Source organism: Azospirillum lipoferum 4B (genome assembly GCF_000283655.1).
GTDB classification, from domain to species: domain Bacteria; phylum Pseudomonadota; class Alphaproteobacteria; order Azospirillales; family Azospirillaceae; genus Azospirillum; species Azospirillum lipoferum_C.
This window is the reverse complement of record NC_016585.1, coordinates 445,593-465,345: the sequence shown is the minus strand read 5'-3', so window position 1 is coordinate 465,345 and position 19,753 is coordinate 445,593. Positions and strand designations below refer to the sequence as shown.

The following is a 19,753-nucleotide window of genomic DNA, read 5'->3' as shown; positions in this document are numbered from 1 at the left end:
GGAGCGGGCGGGCGTCCTCGCGGCGCCTGCCCCGCCCTTTTCTACCGCACCACCATCCGGTCCAGCAGAATCTCCTTCACCCGCACGCCGCGCAATTCGCGGTCGAGCACACCGGCGATCGTGCTCTTCATCAGCTTCGCCCCATCGGCGCCCGTCAGCTGTTGCGGGTCGATCTGGCGCATGCGGTCGGACAGTTGGTCGGAGATGCGGGGGACGAAGGGATCGGCGACCTTGCCGTCCACCGTCCGGTCGATCTCAAGCAGAACCTTGACGTCGACCATCCGCGCGCCGCCTCCCCCCAAGGTGAAGGTCATCATCGGCAGGGCGGCGTATTTCTTGTCGCCCCCCGGCTGTGCCTGGGGCGCAGGTGCGCGGTTCTTGCTTGCCACCACGGCACCCGTGGTGCCGAGTGCTGCCAGCAGCAGCAGCAGGCCGAACAGAACCAGCGGCATCAGGGACACCGTTTCCCCATGCCGGTTGCGACGGACGAGCCGCAAGATCGCCTTTCCGCCCCCGATCACGGGGGTCAAAAGTCCCATCGCCGGCGATTCTAAGCCTGCAACAAAGGCCGGTCAAATGCCGATCGAACCGTGCAGGAAACAATCCGCCCGATCAGCCGGCGGGCGCAACCGGTACGTTGTCGATCAACCGGGCCTTGCCCATCCAGGCGGCGGCCAGGAGACGGGCCGGGCGGACGACGGCGGTCACCGGCTCCAGCGTCGCGGCATCGCGCAGCTCGACATAGTCGATGGCGCCGAATCCAGCCTCGGAGATGCGGCTGCGGATCCCGGTTAGAACACCCTCGGCCTCGGCCCCGCGGGCCAGAGCCTCGGCCGCCGCGGTCAGTGCCCGGTGCAGCTCCGGAGCGCGTGCGCGCTCTTCGGCGCTGAGATAGGCATTGCGGGAGGACATGGCGAGCCCATCGACCTCGCGCACCGTCGGCAGTCCTTCGACGCGGACGGGGATGTCGAGATCGCGGGTGAAGCGGCGGATCACCATCAGCTGCTGATAGTCCTTCTCGCCGAACACCGCGACATCGGGCAGGGCCTGCAGGAACAGCTTGGTCACCACCAGGGCGACGCCACCGAACATCTGCGGCCGGAAGGCACCGCACAGCCCCTCCGCCGGGCCACCGACCGAGATGGCGGTGGCAAACCCCTCCGGATACATGGCGCGTACGGTGGGGGCGTACAGAGTGTGGCAGCCCGCCGACAGGAGCTTGGCGGAATCGCCGGCCTCGTCACGAGGATAGCGGTCGAAATCCTCATGCGGAGCGAACTGGGTCGGGTTGACGAAGACGCTGGCGACCACCCGGTCGGCCAATTCCCGCCCGCGCCGCACAAGGCCCAGATGCCCGTCATGCAGTGCCCCCATCGTCGGCACCAGGGCGACGGTCAGCCCCTGCGCACGCCAGGCCGCGACCTGTGCTCGCAGATCCTCGACCGTCCTCAGGATCGGCAGGTCGCTGGAGGTCTGGGCGGCGGTCAACGTCATGGCGGCGGTCCTTGCGCGTCGAATTCGCGGGCTGGATAACGCGTCGGACCGTTCCTGTCCAGAAAAGCTTTCCCTAAGACAGACTGTTGCCGAAGCGGCGGCGAAGGCATCCCCTTCCCCGCCGCGTCGACCCTGGAACATCAGCGCTTGATGGTGATGCCGACCAGATAGGCCAGGTTCGCCCAGGCCAGCAGCGTGGCGAGCAGGGCGGTGAAGGACGGGACGAAAACCACCGAGCCGATGATGATGGCGAGGACCACGACGAGCAGGGCAACAGAGAGCAGAGCGATGCGGGTATCGTCCATGAGGTGAGGCTTTCCGAAACGGGTGACAGGGAATGACCCTATCTACCGTATTGCAACGCAAACGGGGCTGATCTGCGTCAATCGACCGCGGATTCGCCCGCTATATAAGAATTATATAATGCGCGTTTTTCCTGTGGCTCCGCCGCGCCTCACCGCTTGCAGCGGCTGCGCCCCTGGCAGAATGGCCGGGAAAGGAAAAGGCTCCGGACTTTCGTCCGAAGCCTTTTTGATGGTGGGCGCGACAGGGATTGAACCTGTGACCCTTCGCGTGTGAAGCGAATGCTCTCCCGCTGAGCTACGCGCCCGAACCCTGAAACTCTTTGCCCCGTTCCGTTCAACCGATCCGGCTGACTTTCCCGGGAGCGTCGCGACCGTCTGTCGTCGGCCCCGCCGCTGCGGTGGGCGGGTTTCTACGGCCTTCCCTGCCGGGTGTCAAGCACCAGATTCATCACCATCTTAAAAAAGATTTCGCCGCCCGCAGGAGCCCCGGACCGTGCCCCATCCCAGCCCTCACCGCCTCCCCGACCGTTTCGGAACGGCCCTGCTGGCCGCCGGCCTGTCGCTCCCCCTGCTGACACTCGCCGCACCGGCGGCCATGGCAGAGCCGGTGAGGGCGACCTACCGCGTGTTCGTCGGCGGCGTCACCGCACTGGACGTGGATGCGACGCTGGAGGTGACCGGCGACCGCTACCGGATCGCGGTGTCGGCGGTGACCGGGGGCACCATCGGCCGCCTGTTCAGCTGGAAGACGGAATCGCAGAGCGACGGCCACCGCCAGGGCGAGGACCTGAGGCCGGCCAGCCACCGGCAATCCAGCCAGTTCCGCGGGGAGCCGCGCTCCGTAACGCTGACCTACGGGCCGCAGGGCGATGTATCCGCCACCGTCACTCCCCCGCCGGAGACCGACGACCGCGAGCCGGTGCCGCCCGCCCTGCAGCGCGGTACGCTGGACCCGCTGTCCGCCGTGCTCGACCTGCTGCTCGCGGTGGGGGCGAGCCAGCATTGCGACCGCTCGCTGCCGGTGTTCGACGGCCGCCGCCGCTATGACATGATGTTCACCGAGGTGGGGCGGCGGATCGTCGATCCGTCACGGTATTCGGTCTTCTCCGGGGTCGCCCAGCAATGCCGGGTCAGCTACAAGCCGGTGGCGGGATATGGCAAGTCGGGCCCGACCGGCCGCTTCTGGCAGCGGAGCAACCCGGCCGACCGGCCGCCGGTGGATCTGTGGCTGGCCCCGGTCGCCGCCGGCTATCCGCCCCTGCCGGTGCGGCTGGAGACGGACAGCGATTTCGGCAGCGTGGTCGCCCACCTGACCGGCGTCACGCCGCCATCGCCAGAGCGCCGGAGCGGAGCAGTCCGGCCGCCGATCCGTTGACCGTCACGGAGGTCATGGCCCCGACGGGCGAGCGGGTGTCGAGGATCAGGTCCGACGGCTGGATGCCGGCGCGCCGCATCGCCTCGCTCAGCGCCCCCGTCGAAGGCCAGAGCAGACGGCCGTCCAGTTCAAGCAGCGTGCCCTCCAGAAGAGCCGCATAGCCGCCCAGTTTTCCCATATGAACGATCCGAGCCATGCGAGAGACCATGGTGGATTTCCTTCCCGTTGGGAATCGCCGCAGGGCGGGGGCGATGGCGGCATGATGCACCGCCGCCCGGTCCGCACCCGGCAGGTTCTTGATTGCTTGTCTTGCCTGCCGGATGCGGCCAGCGTCAGTGGCAGGAACGTGGCGGAGATGGCCAGAGAACCGGCCGTCACGGCATCGTCCTGCAACATGGAACCCCTCCCGGATCGACCCTAATACTGTAGGGGCTTTGCCGCCGTCGCGGGCGCATCCTGAGGGATACCGCAGCTGTCCAAAAGGATAGTATCTGCGTATGCACCGCTCCGTTGCCCCGGCGGTTGCCGCGCTTGGCGGACCGCCCGCAGCTTTTGAGGCAAGTAAGGCGGGTCGGCGAAACGGTCAGGGACAGGCCGGTGCCCCTTCATACGCCATGGGCAGATCCCTACCGAAGCGGCTATTTCCGGCGTCCGGGCAGGACATGACCATGGCGCGCGCGGCTATGACAGATTGAAACAATCTGCAGAAAACTAGAATTTTCAATGGGTTAGACAAGGAAGATATACGTCTTTTCCTTTGATGGGCGGTCGCGGTGAAGCGGCCGCCCGTTTTGCATATGGTTCCACAGTCCCTTAGGATACGGTTTTCTTACTAAGAGCGCTGATTAGGACTGGTCCGAAGCTAAGCAAAATCAACGGTCTCAACCTGCCAGACGAGCATTTGACGGGAACTTTAAAGAAATAAGAATTTTCCTCACATCACTGAGAACTGTTCGACGAATTCGCATAGTTTTATGCATACTTCTCCGCAGAGAAGCGTAAAGTAAATAATATAGAAGAGCTTACATTATCACCGCTTTATTTGTCGAATTTAAAAAAATATGCTCACTAATATTTTATTGTGAATTTCAATCATCTCCCAAAACATAACATATTATTACGCAAATATGTTAACCTGACAGGTATAAGATTACGGAATTTTGTGCACGCGGTGACATCGTTGCAACCGCACTTTCTGTGTCAGAGAGCTCCAAAGCCTTCAGCAAGGAAGCACCTTCCTAAAGGCACTGAAGCCAAACTGCACAAATAGGTGCCATTCAGATGAGAGAAAGCCAGTCCACGCGAGCCTCTTCGCGGGGGGACAACTTCACCCCACCCACATGATGCATACCCAGCATTACGGGTTCAACAGCAGCCCAGATCACTTGCACGATGTCAAAAAAATCTTTTCTCATAGCAGAATACTGTTCATGGAACTCCTCGGGCGCAAAGCTATCGAATTCTCCAATGCGGATGATGCGCTCATGAAAGGGCGGATGGATCTTACGGGGAGGAAACGCGGTATTACCTGTCTCGAGTACGTGCCTAGCCCGTCGCACTAATTCGAGTGCTCCAAGCATCAGCACCGCACCAACTCCCGACGTTGCGAATGCATTTGGTGGTTCGCTAAGGCATCCGATCACCATTGAGATCATCCGTGCGAAGGTGTCGGCGTCATGCTCCATAGCAGTCCCGTCGCCCGACGGGCTGGAGCTTTCCACCACACCATGCATCAGAACGTGATGTCCATATTCATGAGCCACAGCAAAAAGCTCCATCGAATATAGTATACTCACTCTGGTGGATAACCTTTCATTGTCGATAGGCAATCTTGGTAACTTCATCATCTGACCTTCTATTGCGTAATGGGCGATTAATTCACTCCATATTGCGAGCATAATGTTATCATTGGCCAAAAGAACGCGTACACACTCAGGATCACAGTTTATGACTTTTTCATCCTCACTTCGCGAGTGTGACAGCAATCTGGTCACTAGAATTGCTACTTGGTTGCAGAACGAAAGGAACGGAATAGCAAAATCGATAATGCTAGCATCGGTCGCCAGCACCTCGCTCTGGTAGGCGTGCAACCCACTTGTTACGGAGACGCCCACAACAACGCCCTCACGCATGGGTATTTTGCATTCAGCACAAGCCTTATCAATTTTGCTAACGATGTCTTTGATTACTCGGCTCCCCGTAGGGTCGTCGTACTGTGAAATATCAGCTGTTGTTACCTCTTTCATAACTTTGTCGGCAAGGGCCTCTGCTTCTTGCTCACTGGATGTATAGGGTCGAGCAAGCTTGATCATCCGATCGCGACCTGTCTTCATGTACTCATGAAAACCCTCCCGAGCTTCTTTTGCGAAGCTATCACGACCGTAATCTGCCTCCTGCCTTTGCCGTCTATAGTCCTCTGCCGCAACCCGTCCGGGAACTTGCTTCTCATCCTCAGACATGATTCCCTCTTTATAAATGATCGCGTTGCTCTCCTACACATCGAGTGGGCAACGAGCAATGAATTTGTACGCACAGCGGTTGCAGTCAAAAGCCGACTTCGGTCAGAGGTATCCCGCCGCACAACCGGGCATGAGTCAGTTTGTGCGTCAGCAGTTGTTCGGCCGTAGCATCGTTGAACATATCGACCCGGCTGGTGTAGATCGGCAAAAGGCGGCACAGCCCTCCTCAGTCCCGGCTCCACCGGTCGTGCAGCCGTTCAGCAGCGCCAGCAGGATGCTGGCGCAGATCATCCTCAATCCCATGGCGCACCTCTGCGTTCCGGAGTGCCTGCGTGGTCGACTCGAGGACGGCGTCCTGCCGCCCGGCTTGGCGCTGAAGCGCGCCGAAGGTGGCGATCCCCGCCAGCACCAGGCTGGCGAGGATCAGGCCGGCGGCCACCCGGCCCCAGCCCGTGGTGAGGAAGGCCAGCATCAGGCCGCCTTGCGCTGGTCGTCCCAGCGCCGGTAGAGCATCACCGCCACCGCCAGCCCCAGCAGGGCGGCCACCGCCCAGCCCAGCGCGCCCGACGGCAAGGTCTCCAGCAGCCCCTTGATGGCGGTCGAGACGTCGCGCGCCTGGTCCAGCAGGACGGCGACGCCGGCGAGGCCGAGCGCACCGCCACCGCTGACGGCGCTGACCGACTTGGCCATCGGCTTCATCGCCGGTGCCGGCTCGGCAACCCGGCTCACCGGGTGGACCTCGTCCGACAGGAACAGGGCAGCCTCGGCCGCCCGGCGCTTGACCAGGCCGGGCATCACCTTGCCGTTGCCGCGCGTCCATTTGGCGAACTCGGCCGCGGCGCCGGCAGCGTCACCAAGGTTCAGCTTGCGCAGCAGGGTGGAGGGCTGGCCGCTCTTCAGAGTTACGAACCCGTCCTTGCCGGCGTCCTTGCCCTTGGCCTTCCGGCCGGCCCCGATGTTCATGACGAAAGCCACCAGCGCCCCGCGCTGGTTGTCGGTCAGGTCCACGGTGACGGCGCGGTCGACCACCGCCGCGGCGGTGTCGAGGTCGGCCTGCAACAGCCGCTCGGCCTGCGCCTTGTCGATGCGCAGGCCCGGCCGGACGTCCGGGCCGGTGTGGCCGTAGCCGATCGTCCAGGGAGCGCCGCCGGTGGCGGGATCCGGGTAGGCGGTGAGGCGCAGGCCTTCGGCCTCCTTCACCAGGTCGACGGCGGCTTGCGGAATGGCACGCATGGGATCCTCCAGGCATGAAAAAGGCCGCTCGCTGGCGGCCGGGTGGATCAGGGGTTGGAGTGTTGTCGCGGCGTCAAGGCCAGCCGGTGGCGATGTCCACAGCCCAAACCGCAACGGCTGTTTCCGCCGCGTCGATGTCCGCGATCAGGTCGAGTTCCCGGTCGAAACACGCTTGCACGTAATCGGAAACGGCATCCCCGATGGCGATCACCTGCCCGCTGGTCAGGGTGACTTCGCCTTCCGGTCCCTTCCATCGGTGGAGACGCTCCGGATACTTCTCCGCCGTGCGGTACTTCCCATTGAGCAGCGTCTTGGAGCGGTCATCGGTAGCGATGAAGGACCCGTCCGGCATCGTGATGCCGCTGCATTCCCGTTCCCAGCGCAATGCCGCAAGTGCTTCCTTGCGTGCGGCCCTCACCTCCGCCAGGGGAATCGGCTCGATGCGCTGCACCAGCTCGACGCCACCGGCCCCGTCGGGCATCTCATCGAAAGCGTCCGGAACAGGACGATGGGTCGCCGGATCGTACGGCGGGCATGTCTTGATCATCGTCATCCTCACGAAATCTGAGTGAACCCAGCCGGGGCAGAGTAGGACCATTGTGCCGCGGTAAATCTGGCGGTGGCTTGGCCGCCGTTCTTGAGCGTGATCGCCGGATAGAATGTTGCGGCAGAGATGGAAAAGGCAGGGTTGGCGCCCGTCGCCGGATTACCGGATGCCTGCCACACGCCATTTATGGACAGCCAAACTTTGACTGTGCCGGGCGTACTCACGTCATCGTAAGCGACGCCGACAACATGTCCGGCCGTACCCCAAGACGAGCTGTAAGCCGATTGCGACGAGTTGTTGAGTTTGTTGCCGGTGTCGCTCGCAAACCCGTAGCCGTTGGCGGATGTCGCGAGACCGAATGTGGACCCAAATGTCGCCGCCGCGGTCGCTATGCCGACGATGGCGGTAAGACCGGACGTGGCGACGATGTCGAGGGCGACTTCGAAATACTTCTGCCCCGACAACGCCACGGTGCCGCGGCCCGACTGCATCGCGCCACCGCTGGCAACCGACGCGGTCAGGCCACCGTTCGTGATGACCAGCCCGCTTTCCTTGTCGGTGGACGACAACACGCATGATGATCGCGTGGTCTGCGTCAGCGCCTTCCACGCCGACGCGGTGCAGGTGATGATAGCCCACTGCCCGGCCAAGAGCGTCAGCGTCGAGCCACCGTTGATCAGCTCCGAACCGCTCGGATCGACGATGACGGCCCCGGTGCTGTTGTTCCACGCCGCGAACGTGAACCCGTTACCCGCCATCGCCGCAGCGGTGAGCGCCAGCGTCAGACCGGCCGTGCACTCAATCAGCTTGCCCGCGTCGGTAGACAGCACGGTGTAGGAGGCCGACAACGTGGCGGGCGTGAAGCCGCCGGAAATCGGCAGGCCACCTACGGTCGGGCGCCGCGCAAAATCGACGATATCGCCATCTTTCAGCACCATAACTTCCGTTGCCACGGTGGTGCCCAAGCGGTTTTTGTGATGGAAGACCACCAGCGCGCCATCGCCGGCCCTTGAATAGACGTGCCAGTCTGGCCCAGACCCGGGGGTAAGCGTCAGTGCACTTCCAAACCCGTCGCCACGATCACCCACCGTCAGAGCGCCGTAGACCTTGGCTGCGTTCGGAGAGGCCCGAATAACTTCAGCGCCGCCGCCAACCATGCTCAAGCTGTCAGCCCCACCGACCTGCGCAAGGCCGGTGTTGCTATCGCCGGAAACTGCCAAGCCGGGCGCCGCAAGCGTCCCCGCCGGAAGGGTGGCGCCGCCGGCATCGCCCTTGTCGCCGGACCGCACCCAACCCAGCGCAATGGCATCGCCTGCGCCAAATCCACCGGGTCCGCCGATGCAGGTCACGGCGACCGTCCGGTAAGCCCCCGCGCCCGAAACGCCTGTAACCTGCAGGTCGAGGTACTTGGAGGCATCCCCAACCGCCACCAACCGCGCCCGCGCCTTGGTGGCCGAGCTGCTGCTGCCCAGCTCCGACAGCATGGCGCCGATACCGGCGCCGGCGGAGTCGGTGGCCGACACCAGCAGGCTGTAGCTGCCCAGCGCCGGAGTGGCGGTGGTGGCGCGCAGCTTGCCGGCGCCGGGGTCGGCCGCCGCGGTGGCGGCATCCCAGACCAGTGCAATGGTGGATTGCGCGGCGGCGATGGTGCCGGCGACCTCCCCCACCCCGTTGGCCACCGTGCCGATGTCCTGGATACAGGGTTCCCAATTGGTCGCCATGCCGCCGACACCGGACATGCCGCCCGGATTGTCGGCGCTGTAATCGTTGCCGTTGTAGTAGCCCAGCAGCCGCAAGGCCGCCGCCAGCATGGTGGCCAGCGTCGTCATGTCGTCACCTCACCAAGGGAAATCGTGGCGGCGCTGTGCAGGTCGTTCAGGTACTTCTGGCTGAAGTCCTCGATGACCTGGAAAAGCCCGCCGTAGCGGTAGCAGTCGAAGGCGCTGTCGGTGTCCGGCAGCCACACCGCCGGCCGGTCGGCGTCGAGGAAGGTGACCAGGTCGAACAGGCGGTCGCGGTCGCCGGCCTCGTTGACGGTGCGGTCCAGAGTGGCCGTGCGCCGGCCGCGCCCGGGCTCCACCGCCACCCCGCCGCCGGCCAGCTCGGTCACCTTGCCGCCGCGGCGGTAGCCCTCCGCCGACGCACCGACATGGCGGTCGATTGCCAGGCTGTCGCCGGCCCAGCCGAAGCCGATGCGATAGGCCTGCTCGGTGGTGCTGTAGCGGCTGCCGGTCACCCGGTAGGCCGGGCCGTAGATCGTCCAGCGCAGCACCTGCGCGCTGCACAGCGGCATCGTCACATGGATGTTGGTCGGGTAGCGCAGGAACTCCCGGGCGCCCAGCTGGCCCAGCACGGTGTTCTCACCGCCGAAGCGCAGCGTCTTGGGATCGTGGAGCCCAGGCAGCACCAGGCGGTCGATGCCGCCGGCGAACTGCGTGCTGAAGGCCAGCGAGGTCCGCGCGCTGGTCTTGAACGCCTCCAGCCGGATGCGGCCGGTCTTCCACAGGTTGGTGCGGTAGAGCCCGGCATAGGTCAGGTCGATCGGCCGCGGCCACTCCCATTCCAGCACCACCGGCTCATCCCGGGTGCCGATCCGGGTGGACACCGCGGCGTCCACCAGCGGCAGCGTCTTCAGCGCATCGAGCGGCGCCGTTGCCGCCCAGTCGGCAGCAACGCCGGTGATGGCGCAATCCTGTTCCGACAGCTCGTTGATATGGGCCAGCAGTCCGGTCGCCATGGCTCACCGCGCCACGTAGAGGGTGGCGCCGCCGCTGCGGTCGGCGACGGTGCGGCCATAGACCACCACCGGCGCCCCCTCGGCAAAGCCGGCGATGTCGTCCTCCACCGTCACGGTGTCGCCGATCCAGACGCCGGGCGCCCCGTCCAGCGCCGGCAGCTCGTAAAGGGTGGGCGGCGCCGACAGCTCGGCCACCCAGGCCGGCAGCTCGGCCGCGGCGTCGGCGCTGAAGGTCAGGGCGGTCTCGACGGTGGCCACCTTGGCCGCGCTGCCCCAGGCGGCGGCGATGGTTTCGTCCACCGTTGACGGCACCTCCACCCACTCCTGGGTCCAGCGGGTGGCGTCGGCCGCCGAGGCGTCGCTGGCGGCGCTGCTGGACGGGCTGGGGTTGTGGGCGCAGCGCAGCACCACCTGTTTGGCCGGCGGGTTGTGCTGGCCCTCGACATACTGCAGGCCCGTGGTGGTGCCGGCGGCGGCACTGTAGGCGCGCACCGCCGCCGCGGCGGTGGGACGGGGAACGCGGGTCACCACCAGCTGGCCGGCGGTGCCGACATACCAGCCGCCGCGCGGCACGCTGCCGACGAATTTGGCATAGGCGGCGGCGTGGGTGGTGGCGTCGCCGGCGGCGAGGAACAGCCCCACCGTGCGCGGAACGGCGTCCATGCCGGCGCTGTCCACCGTGCCGGCCAGCCCGGCGTCGGTGGCCAGGGCGGCGATCAGCTCGCCGATGTAACGGCGGTAGACCCCGCCGAAAATCCGGCCCAGCACCTCGACGCGGAAGTCGGCATATTTCACCGTGGTGGTGACGATCCCGCTGGCGAGGTCGACCGTGAAGTGGGCGTTGTCGCTCGGCACCCCGGCGGCCTCCCTGGTCACCGCGACACCGGAAGACCAGCCACGCGGCACGTCCTGCACCGGTTTGCCGCCGCCGACGGACCAGCGGTGGAAGCCGTCGACGATGCCGAGATAGGTCGGCCGCGCCATCGGGCAGTGCCCGAGCGGCAGCTCCTTCAGCGTGTCCTTCAGCTCGGCCGGCCCCTCATAGCCGCCGGTGCCCTTGTAGCGCTCGGTCTGGATCGGCGTGTCGTAGTCGAGGCGCCGGTCGTAGATCGGCAGGGCGATCTCGGTGCGCTTGGGTTTGGGCTGACCCACCCGGGCGGTCCAGACGGTCACCGCCTCGGCCAGCGGCGCCCCGTCCTCGATCTCGCGCTCGGTCACCGACTGGATGACATAGTCGCCGCTCAGCAGCAGGTTGAGCGGCCGGTCGTCGAGGGCGACGCGCAGCCACTCCCCGCTGTCGAGGTCCTGCAGGGTGGCGAAGCGCTGCGCCGGGTTGCGGGTGGCCTCGTTGCGCAGCACCAGGTCGCCGATCCGCAGCTCGGCCTGCCCGTCCGCCGCCCCCAGGCTGCCGATCGACACCGACGCGTCGGCGCCGGCGGTGACCAGCGGCAGCCAGGTGACGTTGGGCGGATCGTCGGCCGGGCCGGACTGGTAGCCGGGGAAGCTGGCCAGCGGCAGCCGGTGGCGGTGGCCGCTGGGGCGGTGGAACAGGGTGAGGTCGACGAGACGCACCGTCATCAGGCGGCCCTCCGGGTGTTGGCGAGTTTTCTGGGCAGGTCGCTGGTGGCGGCCTCGACGCGGGCCAGCAGGGCGGCGGCATCGGCGCCGATGCGGGCGCGCTGGGTGAGGGCGTCGCGGCCGATGGCGCGGACCTCGTCGCGCAGGCCCTCCACCGCCTCCAGCAGCTCGGCCACGCCGGCGCCGCCGGCATCGAGGTCGGGACGGCGGAAGGAGACCGTCGGTGCCGGCGGCTCCAGGCCGCTGCCGGGCAGCCGGAGGTCGAGCGCCACCGGGATGCGCCGGCCGTCCGGCAGCGGCACATGGGCCTCGGCGCTGTGGGCGCCTTCCGACACCCACGCCAGCTGCGGCCCGTAGGAAATACCGCCGGTGGCAAAGCCCGGGATGCCGGCGGCCCGGGCCTGCGCCAAAACATTCGCCTCGAAAGCGGGCCGATGGCCAAGTGCCGCCCAGGCGTTCAAGCCGCTGTCGATCCCACCGTCGTAACCGGCGCCGCGAACTGCTGCGAGCCGTTGCGCCTCCGTCAGTGCATCCCATGCCCGTTGCACCGTTTCGGAGGCGGCATAGCGAGCCCCGCCGGCGATGGCGGTGACGTCGGCGCCGAAAGTGCTTGCGCGCTGGGTGGAGGTGGCCAGCCACAGATTGAAGGCCTCGTCCAGCTGGCCGCCCCAACCCATGGCGCGGGCGATGCCGTGCTGCTGTTCGGCCGACAGCCCGTCCCAGGCCGACTGCACCGCCGCCGGCGCGCTGTAGTGCGGCCGGTTGTCGTTGGTGCCGGTCAGCTGCATCAGCGGCGTCAGCGCCGCCTGCCAGACGGCATAGCTCTGGTCCATGACGTCGCGCAGGCCGGACAGGCTGCCGAGCTGGCGCTGCCCGATCGCCGCGGCCTCGGCGCGGGCCTTCTGCAGCTCCTTCAGCTGGTCCTGCGCCACCTGCAGGTCCTGGGTGGCGGTGTCGAGGCTCAGCCCGCCGGTGTCGCCCAGCTCGGCAAAGACCTTGTCGACCTTGTCGAACAGCACCGACGCGGTGCCGCCGCTGGCCGCCTTCTCCAGCGCCACCAGGGTGGGGCCGACCTGCAGCAGGGTCTGCCGGGCGGCGCCCTTGTCGGCATCGGTCGAGCGGCTGTCCTTCAGCACCGCATAGGCGGCGTCGAAGCGGTCGGTTGCCTCCTGGATCTTCTGGCGCGGCGCCAGCGGCGAGTCGTCGCCTTCGCGCAGGGCGGCGCGGGCGTCCTTGAACTGCCGGGCGGCCTGCAGCAGGGCGATGGCGCCGGACTGGATGGAGTCGACCACCTGCTGTTTGGCGGCGATCTCGCGGTCGTAGGCGTCCAGCAGGTCCTGCTGGGCCAGGGTGAAGGCTTGGCTCGCCCGCTCGGCCATCTGCACCAGGCGCAGCTGGGTGGTGTCGTAGCCGGCCGCGGTGGCGGCAGCCAGGGCGGCGGCCTGCTGGGCGTCCAGCGCGATCAGCCCGGCACCGCGGCTGTTGCCGAGCGCCGCAACCATCCGGCTGGCGATGTCGCTCTGGTAGGAGGCAAGCGCCTTGGCCTTTTCCGCCGCCGTCTGGGCGGCGTCGGCGCTGTCCTGCCACGCCTGGGTCAGATAGCCCACCATGCCGGTGTACTGGTCGCCGGTGATGGTGCCGTCGTAGAGCGCGCTGTTCAGCCGGCCCAAGGCGGCCCGCTCGGCCTCGATGGTCAGCGTTCCGGCGGAGGCTGCCCGCTCCACCCCCTCGATGGTGGCCGCAAGGGCGGTCACCGCCGCGTCGGTGCGGTCGAGCCCCAGCCCCTGCAGCCGGTCCAGCGCGCTGGATTTGGCGTTGGGGTCGATCAGCGCCTCGATGGCGACGGCACCCTGCCGCTGCACATAGGCCACCGCGTCGGCGTAACTGTCCTGCAGGCGTCGGGTGTAGCGCGCCGCCAGCTCGGCCACCTCGCCGGTGGTGTAGCCGAGCGACAGCAGGGCCGGCCGGAACTGTTCGAACTCGATCTCGGCTTGCTTGGTCGCCGCGGCCATGCCCACCAGCGGCTTGGTGGCCGGGCCGAGACCCATCATCGCCTCGATGCCCTTGCGGGCGGAGGCGGTCAGCTCGGTCTCGGTGACCAGCCCCAGCTCGCTGGCCTTGCTGCGCCAATCGGTGATGTTGGTCTTCACCGCCTCGCCGATGGACTTGGCGTTCTCGGTGAAGGTCTTCAGCAGGTTGGCCGTCGGGTCGAGCGCCGCGTTCATGGCGTCGAACTGCACGCGGAAGCCCTGCGCGAAGTTGACGTCGGCCATGAACTCGTTGATGTCGTCGGTGGTGCTGTTGGCGACCGCCTTGGCGACGTCGGCCGACACGCTGACGAGGCCAGCCTCGATGTTGTGGCGCAGCCCGGCGATCACCGCCTCGTCGAGCGTGGCGAAGGACTCGCCCAGCTGACCGCCGGCACCGCCGTTGCGGACGCGGAACTTGCCCTCCTTCGCCTCGACGGCGATCCCGAACGCGCCGTTGGTCTTTCCGCCGGTCAGCGCGATGAACTGCTTGGTGGCGGCGTCGATGCTCTGGAGCAGCTGCTGGGCCTGCTGGGGGTCGCCCTCATTGTCCGTCGCCGCCCCCGCCCCGGTTTGGCGGGTGTCGGTGTATTCGACCGCGGCACCAGCCGCCGGCGCGCCGCGGTTCTTGCCGAAGAATCCCTGCAGAATCTGACCTGCAATCGCCGCGACCGGCGCGAAGGGTTGCAGGCCGGGGATGAACGACATGACAGCCGCAGCCGTGTTGCCGATGCCGCTGACCACCTGGCCGTTGGCGAAATTCATGATTGCGCCGACGCCGTACATGCCGCCGCCCAGCATGTCGCCGTATGTGACGCCACCGGCGCCGGGCGACCCGGCCAGGGGCATCGCCTCGCTGGCCAGCTCGCGGGCGCCGGTGCCGATCCCGGCAGCCTGCTGTGCCACCTGCCCGGTGTTGAGCACCGCGCCGCCGCCATAGGCCGGGGTGTTGAGCCAGCTGGCGGCGCTGCCGATGCCGCCGCCGAGCTGGCGGTCGAGCCAACCGCCGGACGCCTTCGACACCAGGTTGCCGAGACTGAGGGAGCCCGACCCGTTGGAGCCGCCGGTCAGGCTGAAGCCGCCGCCGGACTGTCCCTGCTGCTGTTGCGAGCTGCCGCCGAACAGGTCGAACAGTGTGGGCAGGTTGGTGCCCATCGCCATGTTCTTCAGCGGATTGATGACGGCCATCTTCAGCGCGAGCTGCTGCAGCTCCACGCTGACGGTGCCGATGGCGTCGGCCCATGACAGGGTCGACTTGCCGGCCGCGGACAGCTTCTGCAGGATGGCGTCGAAGCTGCGATCACCGAACTGCTCCAGCTCCTGGTAGGCGGCGTTGGTCCGCTCCAGCGCCAAATTCTGCCGAGCGAGCGCTTCGGCGTTGGCCAGATAGGCCTGCCCCTCCCGGCTGGCGGCGTCGATGTTGCGCTCGCGCAGGTCGATCAGGGCCTGGGTGCGCGCCAGCTCCACCGCCCGCCGGTCGGCCGACGCACCGATCAGCTGCAGCTGCTGGCGTCCCAGCTCCAGCTGGTCGCGCTGCCGCTGAAGCATCGGCCCGGCCGCCGCGGCCGACTCCAGCTGCTGCGCCTGGGTCAGCAGCGCGATGTAATGGGCCTTGGCCTCGTTGTATTTTTGGGTGCCTTCTTCGCCTTCCTTCAAGGCGAGGGTATGGGCCTGCTCGGCCAGCTCCGCCGCCTTCACCGCCTGCGGCCCCTGCCCGTAGGCAGCCACCAGCGCTTTCTGGGCCTCGATCCGGGCCAGGATCGGCTGGGTGGACTCGGTGCGGAGCTGCTGCTGGGTCGAGCGCTCCTGTGCCTCCAGATTGGTCCGGGTGGCCGCCGACAATCCACGAACCGCCGCAGCCGCGACCTGGTTCTCGATCGTCGCCCGCCGGGTCGCTGCCTCGCCCTTGCCGGCAGCCGCGGCCAGCCGCGCCTGCGCATCGGTCTGCAGCTGCAGCTGCAGCGTACCCTGTGCCGCCGCCCCGGCCAGTTGCGCCTGCGACGACGATTGCAGCACGGCCCAACGCTGCTGCAGGTCGAGCGGCAGCGACTTCAGCACCGCCCCGAAATCCTTGGTCGTCAGCAGAGTCTTCGCCGTCTCCGCCCCAAGGCCGGGGTATTCCAGCGCGACCTTGGCCAGCTCGATGCGGTTCTGCGCGTGCGCCTTGGCCGCGTCGGTGACCGCACCGGCCAACAGGCGCTGCCCGTTGGCCTGCCGCTCCAGCTCGGCGGTCTGGTCCCGGGTTTCCAGGCCGACGATCGGGCGCAGCGTCGCATCGGCGGCGTCGCGCTTGCGCCGCCACAGGTCGAGATCCTTGGCGTCTCCGTTCGTCGGCTCCGGCCCGACCAGCTCGGCCAGCCGCCGCTGGTAGCCGGCCGGCACCTCCAACTGCTTGGACTTCGCCACCAGGTCCGCGAGCTTCGCCGTCAGTCCGGCGACCTCACCGCCCATGCTCTGGAAGCCGGATGCCGCCGTCGCCGCGTCGGTGCCGACACCGAGCACGGCCTTGGCCGCATCGTCGGCGGTGCCGTCCAGCAGCGCCAGCCCGGCCTCGGTTTCCTTGACCTCCTGCTTCGCCTTGGCCAGCGGGGCGGCCCACTCCGCGAAGGCCTTGACCAGCGGCTTCAGCCGGGCGTCCTGGCTGGCCAGCTTGTCGATGGCGGCGAACAGCGCCTCGGCGTCGATGGCGCCGGCGAGAAACTGCTGCTGAAGCTCGCGGGCCGGGCCGAAGACCTTGGCGGCGTCCTCCTTCGACAGGCCGGACTCGTAGGCGGCGCGGTCGATCTTGTAGGCACCGGCACGCGCATAGGTCTCTTCCTGCTTCACCGCCGCCAGGGCGGCGTCGCGGGCAGCCTCCAGGGTCTGACGACGCAGGGCGGCGACCGCCTCCGTCATCGTCTTCACCTTGCCGGTGCTGCGGTCGAAGGCGGCGTCGAAGTCCCGCATCGCGTCGCTGTGCAGACGCGTCGCCTTTTCCGACGCGGTCATCCCGCTGGAAAACACCGCGACCGCCGCGGCGCCCGCCAGCAGGGCGGCACCCACCGGGCCACCCACCAGGGCCATGGCTCCCGACAGCAGGGCCATGCCGCGCGAGGCGACCGTGGCCGCCACACCGGTGCCGGCGATGGCGGAGGCCTGGGCACTCTGCGCCATGGTCAGCGCGACCGTGGTCTCCGCCACCCGCGCATCGGCCGCCGCCCGCGCATTGCGGGCGGCGATCAGCGCCTCTTCGGCCTGCACCAGGCGCGCGGTCTTGCCGATGGCGGCGTCGAGCGCCGCCGCCGCCTCGTACTGCGTCGCCCGGGCAGCCAGGTCGGAGCGGGCCTTGGCCTGGGCAGCCTGCGCCGCGGCGACGTCGGCCGCCGCCGCCTCCACCGTCGCGGCGGCGCCGGCGCGCAGCGCGGCCTCCTTCTGCAGCAGGTGGCCGGTGTTGGTCAGCAACTCCTTGCGCAGCGCCACCTGGGACGCGGCGAACTGCCCGGCAGCCTGGATCGCCGGCCCGATGCCGCGGGCGACGAAGGCCGCGCCCAAAGCCAGGGCGGTGGCTTCCGCCGCCGCCGTCACCCGGTCGAAGTTGTCGGCCAGCCCGGCCATGGCCGGCTGCACCGCGGACAGCAGCCGGTCGCCCAGCTCGACGCGGTAGACCTCGGCCGCCGCACGCAGGCGGCTGGCCACCTGCTCCCCGGTCTCGGCCAAGCGGCTGTAGGCGGCCTCGGTGGCACCGGCCTTGTTCTGCAGCTCCTGCTGCGCGTCGGCGAAGGCGGTGCTTTCCCGGCTGGCCAGGGCCATCACCGGCAGCAGCGCCTCGACACCGCCGAACAGCAGGGCCATCGACTCCGAACTGCCGCCGGTCTTGTCGGCCACCTCCTGGAGGAAGCCGGCAAAGCCCTTCGCCTTCAGCGCGCCGGCGTTGAACTCCAGCCCCAGCGCGCGGGCGGTCGCGGTGGCTTCCTGCGACGGCTTCAGCACGGCGGCGATCACCGACCGCATGCCGTCCATGGCGGTTGAGGTCTTGATGCCGTTGGCGGTCAGCGCCGCGGCGGCGGCCATCAGCTCGTCCAGCGACACCCCGGTCTGTGCCGCGATCGGGGCGACCTGCCCGATGTAGGAGGCCAGCTCCTCGATGTTGGTCTTGCCGGCGGCGGCGGACGCGAAGAAGGCGTCGGCGACATTGGCCGCACCGCCGGCCGCTGCACCGTATGAATTGAGCACGGAGGTCAGGCCATCGGCGGCGGTCTGCACGTCGGTGACGCCGCCGATCGCCAGCCGGTTGGCCTCGGTCAGCACCGAGATGGCATTGGCCGCACTGTAGGCGCCGGCGGAAATGACCTCGTAGAGGGCCTTGGCCTGATCGGTCGGCAGCCCACCGAACTGCCGCGCCAGATCCTTGACCTGGGCGGCGTAGCGGCTGGTATCGGCCCCCTTCAGCAGCGTGCCGACCTGGGCAATGGCGGTCTGGAACGCCATTGCGGCCTTGGTGGCTTCCACCAGGGAATCGGCGGCTCCGGCGCCGAGCTGCACGCCGGCCAGAGCCACCACGGCGGTGGCGACGCCGGACGCGGACCGGCCCAGCGCGTCGAAGCTGCCGGCAGCCTTGCGCACGGACCCGTCGACGCGGCCGGCGAACCGGTCGACGCGGGCTTCCGCCTGCGACAGCACCCGCCGCAGGCCGCTGTCGTCCGCACCGACCGGCACCATCATGCCGGGGAAATCAGCCATGCCGGTCTCCGGAAACGAAAAGGGCGCCGGTCACCCGGCGCCCCTGCCCTTGCCCTGTTGTGGGCGCTTCAGGCCGAACACGGCCCGCGCCCGCTCCTTCAGCTCCGCCGTGTCCTTGGGCTTGCGCCTCTGGCGCTTGGCCCCGGGAGTGGTGGCGGCGAGGAAATCGACCTTCCCGTCCAGGGCCAGCTGGATGTCGGGGAACGGGGCGTCCAGCGCCTCGCTGCGCGACCATCCCAGCCAGCCCGTGGCGTACTGGAACATCCGGTCCACGTACTCCGCGAAGGTCAGCCGGCTTCCCCCGATGCGGCGGCCTCGCCATCCACCTTCGGTTCGGTGGTGCCGCCCTCGACCTTCGGCGCCTTGCCGCCGCCGGCGAGGAAATTCAGGAACAGCAGCACCTGCGGCGCGACGACGACGACACCCTCGGCGAAGATCGCCTCGGCGGTGGCCTCGGCCTGTTTGCCGACGCGGCCCGCCGCGGCGTTGACGACATTCACCAGCGTGTCGAAGTCGAAGGCGTTGGTGTTGCTGAAGGCCTGCTGCAGGCCGCCATACAGGCGGCAGATGGTGCGGCTGGCGCGGACGTTGGCGAACAGCTCGACGTCTTCGCCGTCGAGGCAGATGGTCATCACGCCGTGCGCGAAGCGCGGCGCCGTGCTGGGGGCGGTCATGGCAGGATCTCGCTGTGGACGGGGGGAAGGGCCGGCAGCCAGGGCGGGCTGCCGGCATCAGGGGTGGGAGGTAGGCGCCGGCGCTTACGGCGCGTCGGCCGCCACCTCGATCGGCTCGGCGTCGATTTCCAGCCCGACGCTGGCCTCGATCACCTTGTCGTTGCCGCCGATTTCGGTGGTGTAGGACATGACGTAGGCGCGCAGGTAGATCGTGGTCGGCGTGCCGCCGTCCGGGGCGTCGTCGAACTCGATCTTGATGTTGTAGGCCGCCTTGCGGTTCTTGGCCGCGGCGCGGATCGCGATCTGGCCGGCGCCGGTCGGAACGCGGGCCAGCTTCAGCGTGCCCGAGCCATAGTCGACGGTGCCCTTCTTCTTGTGGACGGCACCATCGCCCAGCGTCTTGTAGGTGACCTTCTCGAAGGTCTCACCGAAGGCGCCGATATCCTCGATCTCTTCGACCTCGGTCCAGGCGAGCGCCTTGTACTGCGCTTCGGTGGTGCACAGGGCGGTGGTGGAAATGAACAGGCGCGTGCCGGCGCTCTGAACAGCGTTGCCGCTCATGGGAATGCCCCTCCTTCGGGCAAAGAAAAGCCGCCCGGAATCCG

The 19,753-nt window shown here is 67.7% G+C and carries 16 protein-coding genes and 1 tRNA gene; 1 reads left to right on the top strand and 16 read right to left on the bottom strand.

Annotated elements, in window-relative coordinates:
- Positions 1-41: 41 nt before the first annotated feature.
- From AZOLI_RS15920 to AZOLI_RS15905, 4 genes are all read right to left on the bottom strand, one after another.
- A complete protein-coding gene (locus tag AZOLI_RS15920) occupies positions 42-497 on the bottom strand; it encodes a flagellar basal body-associated FliL family protein (RefSeq protein WP_244442590.1) in 456 nt (151 codons plus the stop codon).
- A gap of 115 nt (positions 498-612) precedes the next feature.
- Positions 613-1,494: a pantoate--beta-alanine ligase gene (gene panC / locus AZOLI_RS15915; protein WP_014188188.1), complete on the bottom strand. Its 882-nt coding sequence runs from the start codon at positions 1,492-1,494 to the stop codon at positions 613-615.
- A gap of 140 nt (positions 1,495-1,634) precedes the next feature.
- Complete coding sequence (locus tag AZOLI_RS15910) at positions 1,635-1,799, bottom strand: hypothetical protein (protein WP_014188187.1); 165 nt, start codon at positions 1,797-1,799, stop codon at positions 1,635-1,637.
- A 230-nt stretch (positions 1,800-2,029) separates the two neighbouring features.
- Positions 2,030-2,104 (bottom strand) — tRNA-Val (locus tag AZOLI_RS15905).
- A gap of 188 nt (positions 2,105-2,292) precedes the next feature.
- Between AZOLI_RS15905 and AZOLI_RS15900 the strand changes: the two genes are divergently transcribed.
- Positions 2,293-3,174: a DUF3108 domain-containing protein gene (locus AZOLI_RS15900; protein WP_014188186.1), complete on the top strand. Its 882-nt coding sequence runs from the start codon at positions 2,293-2,295 to the stop codon at positions 3,172-3,174.
- On the opposite strand, the gene AZOLI_RS15895 is transcribed toward AZOLI_RS15900, so the two are convergent.
- The 12 genes from AZOLI_RS15895 to AZOLI_RS15840 all read right to left on the bottom strand — a co-directional run bounded on the left by AZOLI_RS15895 (position 3,119) and on the right by AZOLI_RS15840 (position 19,709).
- Entirely contained in the window at positions 3,119-3,352 is a 234-nt protein-coding gene (locus tag AZOLI_RS15895; RefSeq protein WP_044551446.1) for a hypothetical protein, read from the bottom strand. The genes AZOLI_RS15900 and AZOLI_RS15895 overlap by 56 nt on opposite strands.
- 1,099 nt (positions 3,353-4,451) lie before the next feature.
- A complete protein-coding gene (locus AZOLI_RS31270; protein WP_014188184.1) occupies positions 4,452-5,633 on the bottom strand; it encodes an ImmA/IrrE family metallo-endopeptidase in 1,182 nt (393 codons plus the stop codon).
- A 226-nt stretch (positions 5,634-5,859) separates the two neighbouring features.
- On the bottom strand, positions 5,860-6,105 hold the full coding sequence (locus tag AZOLI_RS15885) for a hypothetical protein (protein WP_014188183.1): 246 nt from the start codon (positions 6,103-6,105) through the stop codon (positions 5,860-5,862).
- Entirely contained in the window at positions 6,105-6,866 is a 762-nt protein-coding gene (locus AZOLI_RS30820) for a lysozyme (protein ID WP_014188182.1), read from the bottom strand. The genes AZOLI_RS15885 and AZOLI_RS30820 overlap by 1 nt, the downstream gene beginning before the upstream one ends.
- 73 nt (positions 6,867-6,939) lie before the next feature.
- Complete coding sequence (locus tag AZOLI_RS15875) at positions 6,940-7,419, bottom strand: DUF4376 domain-containing protein (RefSeq protein WP_162488221.1); 480 nt, start codon at positions 7,417-7,419, stop codon at positions 6,940-6,942.
- 2 nt (positions 7,420-7,421) lie between these two features.
- Positions 7,422-9,242 carry an SPRY domain-containing protein gene (locus AZOLI_RS15870; RefSeq protein WP_014188180.1) on the bottom strand — a complete coding sequence of 607 codons (1,821 nt, stop codon included), beginning with the start codon at positions 9,240-9,242 and terminating at the stop codon, positions 7,422-7,424.
- Positions 9,239-10,150, bottom strand: coding sequence for a hypothetical protein (locus AZOLI_RS15865; RefSeq protein WP_014188179.1), 912 nt, complete (start codon positions 10,148-10,150; stop codon positions 9,239-9,241). The genes AZOLI_RS15870 and AZOLI_RS15865 overlap by 4 nt, the downstream gene beginning before the upstream one ends.
- Before the next feature lie 3 nt (positions 10,151-10,153).
- Positions 10,154-11,728 carry a hypothetical protein gene (locus AZOLI_RS15860; RefSeq protein ID WP_014188178.1) on the bottom strand — a complete coding sequence of 525 codons (1,575 nt, stop codon included), beginning with the start codon at positions 11,726-11,728 and terminating at the stop codon, positions 10,154-10,156.
- Positions 11,728-18,474: a phage tail tape measure protein gene (locus AZOLI_RS15855; protein ID WP_014188177.1), complete on the bottom strand. Its 6,747-nt coding sequence runs from the start codon at positions 18,472-18,474 to the stop codon at positions 11,728-11,730. The genes AZOLI_RS15860 and AZOLI_RS15855 overlap by 1 nt, the downstream gene beginning before the upstream one ends.
- Positions 18,475-18,504: 30 nt before the next feature.
- A complete protein-coding gene (locus tag AZOLI_RS30700) occupies positions 18,505-18,738 on the bottom strand; it encodes a hypothetical protein (protein WP_014188176.1) in 234 nt (77 codons plus the stop codon).
- Positions 18,739-18,761: 23 nt separating this feature from the next.
- On the bottom strand, positions 18,762-19,148 hold the full coding sequence (locus AZOLI_RS15845) for a hypothetical protein (protein ID WP_014188175.1): 387 nt from the start codon (positions 19,146-19,148) through the stop codon (positions 18,762-18,764).
- 84 nt (positions 19,149-19,232) lie between these two features.
- Complete coding sequence (locus tag AZOLI_RS15840) at positions 19,233-19,709, bottom strand: hypothetical protein (RefSeq protein ID WP_014188174.1); 477 nt, start codon at positions 19,707-19,709, stop codon at positions 19,233-19,235.
- Positions 19,710-19,753: the final 44 nt, after the last annotated feature.

What these genes read in the sequence shown, in the direction of transcription:
- panC (WP_014188188.1), bottom strand. Translation starts at nt 1,494, where the DNA reads ATGACGTTGACCGCCGCCCAGACCTCCAGCGACCTGCCGATCCTGAGG.
- AZOLI_RS15910 (WP_014188187.1), bottom strand. Translation starts at nt 1,799, where the DNA reads ATGGACGATACCCGCATCGCTCTGCTCTCTGTTGCCCTGCTCGTCGTG.
- AZOLI_RS15895 (WP_044551446.1), bottom strand. Translation starts at nt 3,352, where the DNA reads ATGGGAAAACTGGGCGGCTATGCGGCTCTTCTGGAGGGCACGCTGCTT.
- AZOLI_RS31270 (WP_014188184.1), bottom strand. Translation starts at nt 5,633, where the DNA reads ATGTCTGAGGATGAGAAGCAAGTTCCCGGACGGGTTGCGGCAGAGGAC.
- AZOLI_RS15885 (WP_014188183.1), bottom strand. Translation starts at nt 6,105, where the DNA reads ATGCTGGCCTTCCTCACCACGGGCTGGGGCCGGGTGGCCGCCGGCCTG.
- AZOLI_RS30820 (WP_014188182.1), bottom strand. Translation starts at nt 6,866, where the DNA reads ATGCGTGCCATTCCGCAAGCCGCCGTCGACCTGGTGAAGGAGGCCGAA.
- AZOLI_RS15875 (WP_162488221.1), bottom strand. Translation starts at nt 7,419, where the DNA reads ATGACGATGATCAAGACATGCCCGCCGTACGATCCGGCGACCCATCGT.
- AZOLI_RS15870 (WP_014188180.1), bottom strand. Translation starts at nt 9,242, where the DNA reads ATGACGACGCTGGCCACCATGCTGGCGGCGGCCTTGCGGCTGCTGGGC.
- AZOLI_RS15865 (WP_014188179.1), bottom strand. Translation starts at nt 10,150, where the DNA reads ATGGCGACCGGACTGCTGGCCCATATCAACGAGCTGTCGGAACAGGAT.
- AZOLI_RS15860 (WP_014188178.1), bottom strand. Translation starts at nt 11,728, where the DNA reads ATGACGGTGCGTCTCGTCGACCTCACCCTGTTCCACCGCCCCAGCGGC.
- AZOLI_RS15855 (WP_014188177.1), bottom strand. Translation starts at nt 18,474, where the DNA reads ATGGCTGATTTCCCCGGCATGATGGTGCCGGTCGGTGCGGACGACAGC.
- AZOLI_RS30700 (WP_014188176.1), bottom strand. Translation starts at nt 18,738, where the DNA reads ATGTTCCAGTACGCCACGGGCTGGCTGGGATGGTCGCGCAGCGAGGCG.
- AZOLI_RS15845 (WP_014188175.1), bottom strand. Translation starts at nt 19,148, where the DNA reads ATGACCGCCCCCAGCACGGCGCCGCGCTTCGCGCACGGCGTGATGACC.
- AZOLI_RS15840 (WP_014188174.1), bottom strand. Translation starts at nt 19,709, where the DNA reads ATGAGCGGCAACGCTGTTCAGAGCGCCGGCACGCGCCTGTTCATTTCC.